The organism is Pseudomonas sp. ArH3a, from assembly GCF_022648765.1.
GTDB lineage: Bacteria > Pseudomonadota > Gammaproteobacteria > Pseudomonadales > Pseudomonadaceae > Aquipseudomonas.
In genome coordinates, this window is the sequence record NZ_CP080330.1 from 2,603,701 (window position 1) to 2,616,427 (window position 12,727).

A 12,727-nucleotide genomic window follows, 5' to 3' on the forward strand; every position below is an offset into this window, starting at 1 on the left:
TGATGTCATAAATTAAGCATGCTTAAATTGCGACAGTCTCGAACGAGGATGCGCAATGAATACGCATGAAGTCGCCGAATTCTTCGGCAGCAAGACGAAGCTGGCACTCGCTTTGGGCATCCGTCCAAGCGCCGTGACCATGTGGGGGGAAACGATTCCCGAATCCCGGCAGTACCAGATCCAGGTTCTTTCCAAGGGAAAGTTCAAGGCGACAAAGAAAGACCAAGCCGCCTGACAGGCGAACCCTGCTGCCCATGTACCCAGTATCGGCCCTGACAGTCTGCGAAGTAAGAAACCTGAAGTCGCTGGAGTTTTATCCAGTGGCTTTTAAGAGAGGGGAAGCGGGGACCAGAGTGGGGAGTTGGTGCTTCGGCGCTGAATTACAGGCACAAAAAAGCCGACGGTCGAGGTCGGCTAATTCGATAACACTTTGTGAGGCCGATTATATGCAAACCCCGCCACATATCAATAGCTCTACCAATCTCGCGCCACGTTTTTCGCAATCTGAAAACGTGGCGCGCAATTCAGCAGTGATCCCGTTCGACTTCGACGGCGCCGCAATCCGGGTCATTACCGACAAGCTCGGCGATCCATGGTTTATCGCGCGCGATGTCGCCGACGCCCTCGGCTACTCCAAGCCAGAGAACGCCGTGTCCCGTCACTGCAAGGCTGCGTCCACTACCCCGAAACAGGGTGGTGGCTTCATGACCATTATCCCGGAGCGCGACCTTTACCGGCTGGTGATGAGGTCCAAGCTTCCGGCCGCCGAGAAGTTCGAAGAGTGGGTGGTGGGCCAGGTCTTGCCGAGCATTCGCAAGACCGGCTCGTTTTCCGCCCAGGGCCCGAACAACTCCAAGATCGTCGGCGAGCTGGCCATTCTGGAATGCTTTGACCGCCTATTGAAGCCTGCGAACTCCAGCAAGATGCTGATGCTGGCCAAGATCGCCGCCAACAACGGCTTGGATGCCAAATTCCTTCCAGTCTATGCCGTGGACGCCGCTCCTGACGCTGCTGGTGGTTCTTCGATGCCGACCAAGGCAATCACCGCCCTGATCAAAGATCACGCCATCGCAAGCACGGCTCGCGCCTTCAACCTAGAACTCGAGGCCCACGGTTTCCTCAAGGTGCTACAGCGCAAAAACTCCAAGCAGGAAATGGTGGACTTCTGGTCCGTGACCGAGAAGGGCATGGCCTACGGGAAGAACCTCACCAGCCCTCAATGCCCCCGCGAGACGCAGCCTCACTGGTACGTGGATCGCTTCCTTGAATTGGCCGCTAAGGTCGGGAAGGCCTGACATGCAATACACCGTCACGATTAACCAGGTGAAGGCGCTGGAGTGGGGGCTGAATTCTCAGCAAGCCCTGCTTTTCGCCTTCGTCTACGGCTGCCCGAGCTGGACCAAGCCAATCAAGACCGATGACGGGATCTTCTTCGCGCTGAGCAAGGCCAAGATCATCGAGGAGCTGCCGCTGCTCACTGATAAGCCGGACACTGCTTATCGCATGCTGAAGGCCCTAGAAGAGGCCGGCTTGATTGAGCTTTCCAGCACTTCGAACATCACGCTTTTCCGCCTCACAGAGAAGGCGATCGAGTGGAACCAGAAGCTCGATGGGTCGGAAAAATATCCGACCCCGCCAAACAACAAGGGTCGGAAAAATATCCGATCTACCTCGGATAAATCTCCGAGCAAGGTCGGAAAAAAATCCGGGCAAGGGTCGGATAAATCTCCGACAAATCAGGATACCAATCATCAGGGTACAGATCAGGACACCAGTCAGGATTTGCAGGACGCCACCGGCAAGCCGGCTCAGTCCCGCGGCTTGGTGCTGGTGGTTGATCGCGCCGACGCTCCACGGGTTGAAATCCCCGCCGACATGCCTGGCCCCAAAGACCAGACCTGCAAAACCTTCAAGGTCTGGGCGAACTACGCCATGGCTTACCGCAAACGCTACAGCGCCTGGCCTGTGTGGAATGCCAAGGTCGGCGGCCAACTCGGCCAACTGGTCGACCGCCTGGGCGCCGACGTAGCCCACCACGTTGCCGCCCACTTCCTGAAAACCGGCGATGCCGCTGTGTTGCGCAAGTGCCACAGCCTCAACGAACTGCTGGCCAACGCCGAGAGCTATCACACCCAGTGGGTGACCGGACAGCGCGTCAACGGCACAACCGCCCGCCAGATGGAACGGACTGAGGCAAACCTCTCCGCCGCCGAGCAGGCCGCCCAGATGGTTCTGGCCAAACGCCAAGCAGGTGACCGCAATGAATACCTCTGAAATGAACGACCAGCAGGTTGCTGGGCTGGCCGCTGCCATCTGCGCCACCGCCGAGGCTATGGGCCAGGAAATGAACCCAGGCACTGCCGCAATGATGGCCGAAGATCTTTGCGCCTACCCGGTGCCGGTCGTCAAAGCCGCATTGAAGGCCTGCCGCTTCGAGGTGAAGGGCAAGCTGGCGATGGCTGACATCCTGCACCGCGTCCAGTCCTCCGACGGGCGCCCGGGCAAGGACGAGGCCTGGGCCATAGCCATGACCACCAACGATGAATTCGAAACCGTGGTGCTGACTGATGAAATCCAGCTGGCCCTGGCAGCCGCGAAACCCATCTTGGATGGCGGCGACAAAATCGGTGCGCGCATGGCGTTCATCGACGCCTACCAAAGGTTCGTGGGCCAGGCCCGCGAGGATGCGAAACCGGTCAATTGGCACGTGTCCGTGGGTTTCGACTCCAACCGCCGCGTCCAGGCCGTCACCAAGGCTGTGGAGCTGAAGCGTATTCCCCAAGAGCACGGCCAGAAGTACTTGGCTGACCTGAGCATTGTTCCAGTTACCGAGGATGGCCGCGCCATTGCTGGATTGCTCACAGGCACCGTTACCCAGCCAAAGCCGCTGCTGCGCGCAAAGCTCGAGATTGTGAAGAGCTCGATGCTGGAAATGCGGAAGGCCAGCGCCGAGAGAAAGGACGAAATGCGGATTGAAGCGGCCAATGAGTTGGCGGATCGCCGCGCGCTGCTGATTAAGCAGGCCCAGGATCTGGAAGCGAAGAGGGCGGCGCAATGACGGACAAGATCAGCGTCAACTGCCAGGCCAAGCTCTCCGAAGTCATCACCAAAATCAGCGCCATGTACAAAGACAATAAGTATGTCGTCGTGACCCTGCGCCCGGGCAAGGACCGAACGCTGGACCAGAACCGGCTGTGGTTCGGGATGTACAAGCGCATTGCCGAGATGACCCAGATCGGCGACCCGGCCGACGCCCGGCGCTACTGCAAGCTGCACTTCGGCGTGCAGATCCTGCTGAATGAGGACGCAGGGTTTCAGGCTGAGTGGTACCGGGTCATGCGGCATCTACCCTACGAAACGAAGCTGGCCATGATGGGGGAGTGTCATTTGTTCGGCCCTGACGGCTTCCCTGTGACCAGCCTGTTCAACCGTGCCCAGGGCATCCATTACACCGACCGCATCGCTGCCTATTTCACAGGCCAAGGTGTGGTTTTCACTGATCTACTCAGCAAGGAGGCTGCATGATCGCCAAGCAACCAAAACCGAAGAAGTGCAAGAACCCGGCATGCGGCATCAGCTTCCCGCCGCAGCGCCTGGGGCAGGCCGTATGTAGCCCGAAGTGCGGCCTGGCCATCAAGGACTTGAACCAGGCGAAGGCCCGCAAGTCGCTTGCCCAAGTCGAGCGCCGCGAGATCAAGATCCGCAAGGAGAAGCTGAAGAGCCGCGGCGAACACATGCGCGAGGCTCAGCAGGCGTTCAACGAATACATCCGCACTCGGGACCAGGCCGCCGGCCACCTCTGCATCTCCAGCGGCAAGCCCTTGGACTGGAGCGGCAACGCAGTCGATGCCGGCCACTACCGCAGCGTCGGCTCCGCGCCGCACCTGCGCTTCGACGAGCGCAATTGCCACGCCCAGAGCAAGCAGGACAACCGATTCCTTTCGGGCAATGCCGTGGATTACCGGATCGGCCTTATCGCGCGCATCGGCCAGGAGGCCGTCGACGTCCTGGAAGCTGACCAGAGCGTGCGCAAGTACTCCGTCGAGCAGATCAAGGGCATCAAAGCCTACTACCGGGCTAAGACAAGAGAACTGAAGAGGGCTGCAGCATGAAGATCAATTCAGCGCGCCAGGCGTGGCATGACTGCAACTACAACCCTGCGCCGGGTCAGTCCTCAGATGCCGCGGAACTTGGGGTGGTGGTGCAGAGCAGCGAACGGGGGCCTACGGCAAATCATGCAGTGCACGGTGCTTTGGCCGGCCATATCCAGTCGGCGATAGCGCGTCTCCACTACCAGTTGCGAGCCTTCGGCAACGCCATGTACGCGGCAGAGCCGAGCGATGATGATCGGGAGGAGGCGGAAGAGGCGGTTTTCAACCTGGCGTGCTCGCGGGTAGAGCGCATGACCGCCAGCAAGCGTGAGCGTGCCGCTTACGTCGCCAAGGGTGTCTTTCGCCGGTATCGGTACATGCACCAAGGGGGGCAGTCTTCCAACCCTGATCCGCTCATCAAGCCAGAGATCTTTCGTGCATGGGTGGAAGGTGAGTACGGCATCAAGCTCTCCTCAGCAGCTTGGGGGAGGGATTGGGAGCCTTTTGTGCAGCTCTGCTTCGATGCCTGCTACGACATCGACGCCAAAGCACTGAGCCCAATTGGCGGGATAATTTACAAGATGAAAGAGGCCGCTTGACTTCCCGCACGGCTGAGGGCATTATTTCCCCACAGTTAGTATTTTGCCTTCGGCAACGTGCAATGGAAATTCAAGAAAACCCGGCCATCGCGTCGGGTTTTTTATTGCCCACGGAAAGGGCGATTCAGCAAAAGGAATTTGCAGATGTTGAAAGAATTCAGATGCGGTAACTGCAAAAGACTTCTCGCCCGCACGGGTGGGTTTACAGAGCTCCAGATCAAATGTTCCCGATGCGGGACGTTGAATCATGTGAAGGCCACGAGCCTCGAGCAATCGCCTTTGAGCGACATGAGTGCGGAATCCTCCGCGACCAATCATTCGACTCAATAGGTGGAAAAATGGACATTCAAACAATCGGCAAGACTTTCGTAAGCGTCAGCGTTAACGGCATGTTTGGCCCGTATAAGCTTGTGGGCCCAGAGCAGAATGCTCATGGCTTGATTTTGCGCACTCTGGCTCTCAGTGGGGGCACTGTGGTACTCGGGACGACGCCGCCAGTTGATAACTATGACACCAGCAAAATTACCGCATTCTCTACGGCCGGACGCACTGAGCCGTTCTTGGTTCCAGCAGGCCTCGGTGTCTATATCAAGTTGGCGAACACTTACAACCAGTTGATCAATGTTACCTGGGACTACCTCAACGCCGACGGTACTGTTGCCTAAACTGCGCTTTCGGTTCAGTACCGTGTGACCTCGTTCCGGAGCTTCGTATCTGCGAGCTCCGAACAATGCAAGGCCTAGAGCCTCTCCCTATCGCCTTTGAGCGACATGAAAGCGGATTCCTCCGCGACAAATCATTCGACTCAATAGGTGAACAGAAATGCCTGTACGCGAACTTGGTAAAAAATTCAAAAACCAGACCATTAACGGCGTTGTTAATGCCATTACTGTTCTGATTTCCCCGGCAGATAATGTGAATGGGATCATCCTTCGATCTTTTTACGGTGTCGGTACCATGGCTTTCGGGCCAAAGGTTCCTACCGCTAAAGACATGGACGATAGGGCTCTGCAGGAAGTTGTCCCAACTATCCTGACCTACAACGATTTGGCTGTGCCAGCGGGGCTTGGTGTCTATCTCTACAACATTCAGAACTACGTCCTGCCCACCAAATTGTCGTGGGATAGCCTGAATGCGGATGGCACCGTAGCGTAAGCGACACCCAGCAATACCGCGCGGCCTAGGTCGCGCACCCATTCAAAGCCCTGCCACCGTGCGGGGCTTTTTCGTTTTCGGCCCCGCCACACCCATCGCTCTGAGCTGGGAGTGCTGTTGGGGCTGATTCAAATTCGCAGGTCATGGCCTGCTGTACTCCCAACTCCCTGACGGGGAGGAACCGAGATGTCCAACATGCCAGATAAACCAGACACATGGGCGATAGCGCTTGCGTGGTTGAGCCAGCATTCGCCGATCCTCTATGCAGCTGCGCTTTCTTGCGCCATGGCCGTCCTGCGCATCACCTACGGTGGCGGCACCCGGCGCCAGATGCTGGTGGAGGGGGCGATCTGTGGCGGTCTTACGTTAACCATCATCAGCGGCCTGGACTTCTTCGGCCTGCCACAGAGCATGGCCACCTTTGCAGGTGGCTGGGTTGGCTTCCTTGGAGTGGAGAAGATCCGGACCATTGCCGATCGTGTGACGGACTTCAAGCTTCCAAGCAGCAAGGTTGATTAGTTCGAGCCACACACTCGAATGCGCAAGGTCGTGATCACGTACTGGCAGCGAGCCAAGGCCTGGCTGTGCTGGGCGCTGAGCTGTGAGCACTGTCTGCAATGTGACAATGCACCCGGTAGTACCGAGTGGCGGAGCAAAAAATACGAGCGTCTACCATCCCCCTGGAAACCACTGGCGGGCGAGGCTTACCGTCACACGCAAAGCATGCTGGCTTTGGTCGCACTTCAACTGCTGCTGTTCGGGCGTTGCGGGTTTGCGCCACCTGAGATTTGCCGTTAAACCTTTGGCGTAAGTTCGCTCAAATTCGGGGTTGGCTTCTTTGGTAAGGCGCATGGCTTTCGCATAGTCCGCTTCAAGGTCATCAGGCAGCGATTCACAAGCCAGTTTGGCTTGCTGATACCTGACGGCGTGCATGTAGCCGTCAGTTGGGGCTTCGTCGTAGCTGTAGCGGGAGGGCTCCGCAGCCATTGCTGGGCCAGCGAGAAATAACGCGATGAGATACAGGCGTCCGTGCATGGGTTTGAAGTCTCGAAAAAATCAAATTTGGCGGATTATACCCGGCTCATCCGCGCCACGTTTTCGAATGTGCCAAATCGTGGCGCGAGGTTACTCAGAGCTAGATACCGTAAAGCTTTAAGCATAGAGCGATGGTGTCTTCGCTTGGAACGATGATATTTTTTGCTTTGTCGCTGTGTGGTATTAGCAGACTCTTTACCGGATTTAAACTGGCTAGGAATTCCTCAGGGTCACGAGCTTTATCTACCTCCTTCATAAGCTGCAGCAAGTAGCCAGACTGAGCGAGTTCGGTTGCCGCTATCTCCTTATGCTGGCGAGCCATTTCTATTGCTGTCTCGGTAGCGCGCGCCCTATTTGCCAGTAACATCATAGAAGCTGCTAGTTGCAATCCTGCTTTGTTGAGTTGCTGATTAAAATCAATCACGCACTTTGTCTCCTGGAAAGAGTGGGTTAAACCTTGATGTGCCTTCTAGTGAAAAACGCAATTAAGTGAGCCTATCATGTGGAGGCGCGCAGATGAGGCCATACCCTCCAGAGTCATTGCTTGAGCTTTCCGATCTATCCGACGTCGGTGTTCGCCTGACACCCGCGCCTGAGGCGCTGGAATGGCTCCAAGCCGAGATCCTTGCCGACACCGGCAGCATTCACAACGAAGACCATGCCCACCTACTGGATGCAGACATCCGGGTCATGTGGGCGTCGTCGAGCTTCAACAAGCAGGGCAGAACAGTCCTGGGCCAGGCCGAACAGGTAGCGTTCCGCGCCGGCGGCTGGCAGAAAGCCCGGATGGAGCAACAGATGCGTGATTGGTTCGGCGATGTGCCGGCCTTCATCATCACGCTGGCTGCTGACTACTGCGCCCAGTGCAGTGACCTTGAGTTCTGCGGCCTGATCGAACACGAGCTGTACCACCTGGCTCACGCGACCGACAAATACGGTCAACCAGCATTCACCCAAGACGGCGCCCCGAAGATCAAGCTGCAGGGCCATGACGTCGAAGAGTTCGTCGGTGTGGTCCGCCGCTATGGTGCAAGCCCTGACGTTCAAGCGTTGGTGGATGCAGCAAACAGTCCTGCTGAGGTGGGGAAATTGAACATTGCGAGGGCCTGCGGAACCTGTCTGCTGAGATCGGCCTGATTCTTGACAGGCTCTAGACGGATGAGAATTTATGGCAGCCCTGAAAAATGAGGTGAAGAGCTTCATCGTTCAGGCGCTTGCGTGCTTTGACACGCCATCCCAGGTGGTGGAAGCCGTCAAGAACGAATACGGGGTTGTGGTGAGCCGCCAGCAGGTGGAGACGCATGACCCCACCAAGTCGGCCGGAAAGGGGCTTGCAGTGAAGTGGGCGACCTTGTTTCACGACACTCGAAAGCGCTTTCGCGAAGAAACCGCCGAGATCCCCATCGCCAACCGCGCCTATCGGCTTCGTGGCCTGGGGCGAATGGCGGAGAAGGCCGAGAGTATGCGCAACCTGGCGCTGACCGCTCAGTTGTACGAGCAGGCCGCCAAAGAGGTGGGCGATGTCTACGTGAATCGTCGCATCGAACCTGAGAAACCTCTGGGCTCCCAAGCGGACCAGCAGCACGCCGTTGCTGAGTACACCTTGGAGCCTGATGAGAATGTCCCCGCTACCCCGTACCTTTGACCCACCGGTAAAACTGACGCCCAAGCAGGCGAACATTTACTGTTGGGGCTTCCAGCCTGAGGCCCGCTTCCGCGATGCGGTATGTGGCCGGCGGTTCGGCAAGACGTTCTTAGGCAAGGCCGAGATGCGCCGCGCTGCACGTCTGGCTGCGGAGTGGGGCGTGAGCGTTGAGGACGAGATCTGGTATGGCGCGCCGACGTTCAAGCAGGCCAAGCGGGTGTTCTGGCGGCGCTTGAAGCAGGCCATTCCCGAGGCATGGCGCGCGCACCGCCCGAATGAGACGGAGTGCTCAATCACCCTCAAGTCCGGCCACGTCATGCGCGTGGTGGGGCTCGACAACTACGACAACCTGCGGGGCTCCGGTTTGTTCTTCGTCCTGGTGGATGAATGGGCAGACTGCCCGTGGGCGGCGTGGGAAGAAGTGTTGCGGCCGATGCTATCGACTTGTCAGTACCAGATTCCAGGCGTTGGTATGCGCAAGGGCGGCCATGCGCTGCGCATTGGCACTCCGAAGGGCTTCAACCACTGCTACGACACTTATTTGGACGGTAAACCAGGCGGCGAGCCGGATCACAAGAGCTGGCAGTACACCTCGTTACAAGGCGGCAACGTTCCTTCTGAAGAGCTTGAAGCTGCCCGCCGCAAGATGGACCCGCGCACCTTCCGGCAAGAGTACGAAGCTGGCTTTGAGAACTACGCGGGCGTCGTCTACTACACGTTCAATCGCGACGAGTGCCGAACCAGCGAGCGAATCAAATCGGGCGAGGCGTTGCACATCGGTATGGACTTCAACGTCATGAAAATGGCGGCTGTCGTCTATGTCGTGCGTAACGATCTGCCGATGGCCCTGGATGAGTTTCACGGTGTTCGGGACACGCCGGAGATGATCGAGAAGATCCAGACACGGTTCCCTGGGCACTCGGTGGCGGTCTATCCCGACGCCAGCGGACAGAACACCAGCAGCAAAAACGCAAGCGAGTCCGATTTGTCGCTGCTGAAGAAAGCAAAATTCACGGTGATAGTCGACTCCACAAACCCAGGCGTGAAAGACCGGGTGAACTCGGTGAACGCCATGTTCCTGAACGCCTACGGCGAGCGACGACTGAAGGTCAACATCGATCAATGCCCTCAGCTCACCCTGTGTCTTGAGCGACAGACCTACACCGACAAGGGCGAGCCGGACAAAGATCCGAAAAAGGGTCACGACCATATGAACGACGCCGCCGGCTACTTCATCGCCAAGCGCTATCCGATCAAAGCGATCGTCACTTCTATCAAAATGGGATACGCCCGATGAGCAACGACGTCTCCTTCAAACGGGCGGAATACACGGCAGTTTTGGACCGCTGGGCAACCGTTCGCGACGTCTGCGCGGGCCAGCACCGGGTTGTCGATCGGCTGCCGTACATCAACGGACACGACAAGTCGCCGGAGAACGAAGACCGGAATCGGGCTTACCGTGAGCGGGCGGTGTTCAAGAACGCCACCGGGCACACCCGTAATGGGCTGCTCGGTCTGGCCTTCCACAAAGATCCAACGCTCGCGGTGCCGAAGAAGCTGGAATACCTGCAGGACAACGCCAACGGCTCCGGTGTGAGCATTTATCAGCATTCACAAGGCACGCTTGAGAAGGTGCTTGAAGCTGGCCGCCACGGCCTGTACGTCGACTATCACCAGGACGACGGCATCGGCGGTCACTCTGTAATCCTTTCCTACTGCGCCGAGGACATTATTAACTGGCGCACCGGCATGGTGAACGGTCACAGCGTGCTGACGCTGGTGGTGCTGCGCGAGTCTCCGGAGATTCCGGACGGGTTTGGCTACAAGACAGCCGAGCAGTATCGGGAGCTCGCGCTTGAGGATGATGGTTTCGTTTGTCGTGTTTGGCGCCGGTCTGGGCCGAAAGGTGGTGGGCCACTGGCGGTCACCGAAGAATTCAGGCCGGAAGGAGTGACCGGACGTCTCAAGGAGATTCCATTCACTTTCGTCGGTGCACAGAACAACGACCCAACTATCGACGAGTCTCCGCTCTACGACATCGCCATGATCAACCTGGGCCATTACAGGAACAGTGCCGACTACGAAGATAGTGTTTTCTGGTGCGGGCAGGCTCAGCCCTATATCTCCGGGCTTGATGAGAACTGGCGCGATCACATGGAGAAAAACGGCATTTACGTCGGTTCCCGGGCGCCAATGCTGCTTCCTGCCGGCGGGGCCTTCGCCTATGCGCAACCGCTACCGAACACCCTGGTCAAAGAGGCCATGGCCGACAAGAACCAGATGATGATCGAGCTGGGCGCGCGAATGGTGGTTGCTTCACTTGCCACCAAGACCGCTACCGAGTCCCGAGGCGATCAGTCGGCATCCACTTCGGTGCTGGCTGGCTGCGTGGCCAACGTGAGCGAGGCATACACCCGGGCAATCATGTGGTGCTGCGCCTACATGGGCGTCGCCGACAAGAAGGTCGCCTACCAAGTTAATCAGGAGTTCGTCGAGCTCACTGCTGATCCGCAGATGATCACGGCCTTGGTTGGCTTGTGGCAGAACGGCGGATTCGCCAAGGCTGACTTGCGGGCTTACCTGCGCAAGCTTGGACTGATCGCGCCGGAGCGCACCGACCAACAGATCGACGGCGAGCTGGAAGAGCAGGGCGATGGCCTGGGCCTGGACGACGAGGACAAAGTAGATGGCGGCGAACCAAGCAATACTTGACGCAACCATCCGGCACGCCGTCTTCCTCGAAAAGCTAAAGGCCGGAGAGGTGGGCAAGTTCGCTCCATTTCTCAAGGAGATTGACCGCTCGATCCGGGACCGTCTAACTCAGTCGGATCTGACCGAGTACAACGTCAAACGTTTGGAGGCATTGCTGAAAGAGGTCGATAGCCTGTTGTTGGGCATCTTCGATCGCTACAGCGCGCAACTGAACCTCGACCTGGTGGACATTGCCAACTACGAGGCAGAGTTTGAGGCGACCAGCCTTGCCAGATCGGCGCCGGTTGGCGTGTCGCTTGATGTGGTCGCGCCGACTGCAGCTGCAATCCGTACTGCAGTTCTGACCAACCCGCTCAGCGTGCGCGGCACAGGCGGCGGGAAGCTGCTGAAGTCGTTCATTAAGGGGTGGACCGGCGCAGAGCGTGAGCGCGTCACCGGCACAATTCGGCAGGGCTTCTTCGAAGGGCAGACGAACTTCCAGATAATCCGCAACATTCGTGGCACCAAGGCGGCAGGGTACAAAGACGGTATCCTGGCTACCACCAGCCGCAATGCCAGCACGGTCGTGCACACCGCGATTCAGCATGTGTCGTCCCAGGCGCGCATGGAGGTGGCCAAGGCCAACACGGACATCGTGTCCGAGATCCAAATCGTTGCCACACTGGACAGCAAGACCAGCCAGCAATGCCGCTCCTTGGATTGCCGCAGGTTTCCGGTTGAATCAGGCCCAAGGCCTCCGTTCCACCCGAACTGCCGAACCACCTTCATTCTGCTAACGAGGCTCAGCGCGATGTTCGCAAAGGGTGCTACGCGTGCCTCCGTGGGTGCCAATGGCGGCCAGCAGGTGAGTGCCGACCTCGATTACTACCGCTGGCTTCAGCAGCAGCCAGCTGGGTTCCAGGACGTTGCCATCGGCCCCTTCAGGGCCAAGCTGTTCCGTGAGGGCGGGCTGACTGTCGAGCGCTTCGCCGAGCTTCAGCTTGATCGCAATTTCGCGCCGCTGAATCTAGCGCAGATGAAAAAGCTTGAGCCCTTGGCTTACCAAAAAGCGAGGATTTAGAGCAACTCTTTGTTTTTTATTGAGTTTAAAAGTATTGAATTGCCTATCTCCGCTTGAAACCATAGCTGATCCATTTCGAGGGTTATCGCTATGAGTTTCAGGGTTATCAGGCTTCAAACCAACGCTAAACGTAACTACATTTCGTTGTCGGACATCTTTGATTGGTTCGAGGCAAGCATTGTAGGAGGGACGAAGAAAGCGGAGCCCTCAATTCAAAAGGCGTATGTGATATACGGCGACATAGAAACCGTTGAGGACTTTATTGTTTTCGACAAAAAAATATTCCAGCAGAGAAAAGCCCGATTTGTGACTGCCTTCTTGGATAAGTACATGCTGAAAGAAGGTGATCTCGTGCGCATAGAGCGTCTGGCACCTTTCACTTACCGATTCTCGCCTGGTTAATCCAGACACACATACAAGCCCGCTCATG

Annotated in this window: 19 protein-coding genes; 17 read left to right on the plus strand and 2 right to left on the minus strand. The window is 57.6% G+C overall.

Annotated elements, in window-relative coordinates; translation table 11 throughout:
* Positions 1-55: 55 nt before the first annotated feature.
* From K0P33_RS11915 to K0P33_RS11965, 11 genes are all read left to right on the plus strand, one after another.
* The gene (locus K0P33_RS11915; protein ID WP_017255748.1) at positions 56-235 is read left to right on the plus strand and encodes a Cro/CI family transcriptional regulator; all 180 of its coding nucleotides are present in this window, start codon (positions 56-58) and stop codon (positions 233-235) included.
* A 211-nt stretch (positions 236-446) separates the two neighbouring features.
* On the plus strand, positions 447-1,295 hold the full coding sequence (locus K0P33_RS11920; RefSeq protein WP_242155358.1) for a BRO family protein: 849 nt from the start codon (positions 447-449) through the stop codon (positions 1,293-1,295).
* Between the two features lies 1 nt (position 1,296).
* On the plus strand, positions 1,297-2,274 hold the full coding sequence (locus K0P33_RS11925) for a phage replication protein (protein ID WP_242155360.1): 978 nt from the start codon (positions 1,297-1,299) through the stop codon (positions 2,272-2,274).
* Positions 2,261-3,058, plus strand: coding sequence for a hypothetical protein (locus K0P33_RS11930; RefSeq protein WP_242155361.1), 798 nt, complete (start codon positions 2,261-2,263; stop codon positions 3,056-3,058). The genes K0P33_RS11925 and K0P33_RS11930 overlap by 14 nt, the downstream gene beginning before the upstream one ends.
* The gene (locus tag K0P33_RS11935) at positions 3,055-3,525 is read left to right on the plus strand and encodes a hypothetical protein (protein WP_242155364.1); all 471 of its coding nucleotides are present in this window, start codon (positions 3,055-3,057) and stop codon (positions 3,523-3,525) included. The genes K0P33_RS11930 and K0P33_RS11935 overlap by 4 nt, the downstream gene beginning before the upstream one ends.
* Positions 3,522-4,112 carry a recombination protein NinG gene (locus K0P33_RS11940; protein WP_242155366.1) on the plus strand — a complete coding sequence of 197 codons (591 nt, stop codon included), beginning with the start codon at positions 3,522-3,524 and terminating at the stop codon, positions 4,110-4,112. The genes K0P33_RS11935 and K0P33_RS11940 overlap by 4 nt, the downstream gene beginning before the upstream one ends.
* Positions 4,109-4,690: a hypothetical protein gene (locus K0P33_RS11945; protein ID WP_242155368.1), complete on the plus strand. Its 582-nt coding sequence runs from the start codon at positions 4,109-4,111 to the stop codon at positions 4,688-4,690. The genes K0P33_RS11940 and K0P33_RS11945 overlap by 4 nt, the downstream gene beginning before the upstream one ends.
* A gap of 144 nt (positions 4,691-4,834) precedes the next feature.
* Positions 4,835-5,020, plus strand: coding sequence for a Com family DNA-binding transcriptional regulator (locus K0P33_RS11950; RefSeq protein WP_242155369.1), 186 nt, complete (start codon positions 4,835-4,837; stop codon positions 5,018-5,020).
* Between the two features lie 8 nt (positions 5,021-5,028).
* The gene (locus tag K0P33_RS11955; RefSeq protein ID WP_242155371.1) at positions 5,029-5,355 is read left to right on the plus strand and encodes a hypothetical protein; all 327 of its coding nucleotides are present in this window, start codon (positions 5,029-5,031) and stop codon (positions 5,353-5,355) included.
* A gap of 157 nt (positions 5,356-5,512) precedes the next feature.
* Complete coding sequence (locus K0P33_RS11960) at positions 5,513-5,845, plus strand: 3-methyladenine DNA glycosylase (protein WP_242155373.1); 333 nt, start codon at positions 5,513-5,515, stop codon at positions 5,843-5,845.
* Between the two features lie 186 nt (positions 5,846-6,031).
* Positions 6,032-6,364 carry a phage holin, lambda family gene (locus K0P33_RS11965; protein ID WP_242155375.1) on the plus strand — a complete coding sequence of 111 codons (333 nt, stop codon included), beginning with the start codon at positions 6,032-6,034 and terminating at the stop codon, positions 6,362-6,364.
* A gap of 150 nt (positions 6,365-6,514) precedes the next feature.
* Here the strand turns inward: K0P33_RS11965 and K0P33_RS11970 are convergent, their stop codons facing one another.
* Positions 6,515-6,880: a hypothetical protein gene (locus K0P33_RS11970; RefSeq protein WP_242155377.1), complete on the minus strand. Its 366-nt coding sequence runs from the start codon at positions 6,878-6,880 to the stop codon at positions 6,515-6,517.
* Between the two features lie 100 nt (positions 6,881-6,980).
* On the minus strand, positions 6,981-7,304 hold the full coding sequence (locus tag K0P33_RS11975) for a hypothetical protein (RefSeq protein WP_242155379.1): 324 nt from the start codon (positions 7,302-7,304) through the stop codon (positions 6,981-6,983).
* Between the two features lie 92 nt (positions 7,305-7,396).
* On the opposite strand from K0P33_RS11975, the gene K0P33_RS11980 reads away from it, so the two are divergent.
* The 6 genes from K0P33_RS11980 to K0P33_RS12005 all read left to right on the plus strand — a co-directional run bounded on the left by K0P33_RS11980 (position 7,397) and on the right by K0P33_RS12005 (position 12,699).
* A complete protein-coding gene (locus tag K0P33_RS11980; protein WP_242155381.1) occupies positions 7,397-8,017 on the plus strand; it encodes a putative metallopeptidase in 621 nt (206 codons plus the stop codon).
* Positions 8,018-8,048: 31 nt separating this feature from the next.
* Positions 8,049-8,525: a DUF2280 domain-containing protein gene (locus tag K0P33_RS11985; RefSeq protein ID WP_242155383.1), complete on the plus strand. Its 477-nt coding sequence runs from the start codon at positions 8,049-8,051 to the stop codon at positions 8,523-8,525.
* Positions 8,500-9,822, plus strand: coding sequence for a terminase (locus K0P33_RS11990; protein WP_242155385.1), 1,323 nt, complete (start codon positions 8,500-8,502; stop codon positions 9,820-9,822). Before K0P33_RS11985 ends, K0P33_RS11990 begins: the two co-directional genes overlap by 26 nt.
* Positions 9,819-11,237, plus strand: coding sequence for a DUF4055 domain-containing protein (locus K0P33_RS11995; protein WP_242155387.1), 1,419 nt, complete (start codon positions 9,819-9,821; stop codon positions 11,235-11,237). The genes K0P33_RS11990 and K0P33_RS11995 overlap by 4 nt, the downstream gene beginning before the upstream one ends.
* Entirely contained in the window at positions 11,212-12,297 is a 1,086-nt protein-coding gene (locus tag K0P33_RS12000) for a minor capsid protein (protein WP_242155389.1), read from the plus strand. The genes K0P33_RS11995 and K0P33_RS12000 overlap by 26 nt, the downstream gene beginning before the upstream one ends.
* A 90-nt stretch (positions 12,298-12,387) precedes the next feature.
* Positions 12,388-12,699 carry a hypothetical protein gene (locus K0P33_RS12005; protein ID WP_242155391.1) on the plus strand — a complete coding sequence of 104 codons (312 nt, stop codon included), beginning with the start codon at positions 12,388-12,390 and terminating at the stop codon, positions 12,697-12,699.
* Positions 12,700-12,727: the final 28 nt, after the last annotated feature.

What these genes read in the sequence shown, in the direction of transcription:
- K0P33_RS11915 (WP_017255748.1), top strand. Translation starts at nt 56, where the DNA reads ATGAATACGCATGAAGTCGCCGAATTCTTCGGCAGCAAGACGAAGCTG.
- K0P33_RS11920 (WP_242155358.1), top strand. Translation starts at nt 447, where the DNA reads ATGCAAACCCCGCCACATATCAATAGCTCTACCAATCTCGCGCCACGT.
- K0P33_RS11925 (WP_242155360.1), top strand. Translation starts at nt 1,297, where the DNA reads ATGCAATACACCGTCACGATTAACCAGGTGAAGGCGCTGGAGTGGGGG.
- K0P33_RS11930 (WP_242155361.1), top strand. Translation starts at nt 2,261, where the DNA reads ATGAATACCTCTGAAATGAACGACCAGCAGGTTGCTGGGCTGGCCGCT.
- K0P33_RS11935 (WP_242155364.1), top strand. Translation starts at nt 3,055, where the DNA reads ATGACGGACAAGATCAGCGTCAACTGCCAGGCCAAGCTCTCCGAAGTC.
- K0P33_RS11940 (WP_242155366.1), top strand. Translation starts at nt 3,522, where the DNA reads ATGATCGCCAAGCAACCAAAACCGAAGAAGTGCAAGAACCCGGCATGC.
- K0P33_RS11945 (WP_242155368.1), top strand. Translation starts at nt 4,109, where the DNA reads ATGAAGATCAATTCAGCGCGCCAGGCGTGGCATGACTGCAACTACAAC.
- K0P33_RS11950 (WP_242155369.1), top strand. Translation starts at nt 4,835, where the DNA reads ATGTTGAAAGAATTCAGATGCGGTAACTGCAAAAGACTTCTCGCCCGC.
- K0P33_RS11955 (WP_242155371.1), top strand. Translation starts at nt 5,029, where the DNA reads ATGGACATTCAAACAATCGGCAAGACTTTCGTAAGCGTCAGCGTTAAC.
- K0P33_RS11960 (WP_242155373.1), top strand. Translation starts at nt 5,513, where the DNA reads ATGCCTGTACGCGAACTTGGTAAAAAATTCAAAAACCAGACCATTAAC.
- K0P33_RS11965 (WP_242155375.1), top strand. Translation starts at nt 6,032, where the DNA reads ATGTCCAACATGCCAGATAAACCAGACACATGGGCGATAGCGCTTGCG.
- K0P33_RS11970 (WP_242155377.1), bottom strand. Translation starts at nt 6,880, where the DNA reads ATGCACGGACGCCTGTATCTCATCGCGTTATTTCTCGCTGGCCCAGCA.
- K0P33_RS11980 (WP_242155381.1), top strand. Translation starts at nt 7,397, where the DNA reads ATGAGGCCATACCCTCCAGAGTCATTGCTTGAGCTTTCCGATCTATCC.
- K0P33_RS11985 (WP_242155383.1), top strand. Translation starts at nt 8,049, where the DNA reads ATGGCAGCCCTGAAAAATGAGGTGAAGAGCTTCATCGTTCAGGCGCTT.
- K0P33_RS11990 (WP_242155385.1), top strand. Translation starts at nt 8,500, where the DNA reads ATGTCCCCGCTACCCCGTACCTTTGACCCACCGGTAAAACTGACGCCC.
- K0P33_RS11995 (WP_242155387.1), top strand. Translation starts at nt 9,819, where the DNA reads ATGAGCAACGACGTCTCCTTCAAACGGGCGGAATACACGGCAGTTTTG.
- K0P33_RS12000 (WP_242155389.1), top strand. Translation starts at nt 11,212, where the DNA reads ATGGCGGCGAACCAAGCAATACTTGACGCAACCATCCGGCACGCCGTC.
- K0P33_RS12005 (WP_242155391.1), top strand. Translation starts at nt 12,388, where the DNA reads ATGAGTTTCAGGGTTATCAGGCTTCAAACCAACGCTAAACGTAACTAC.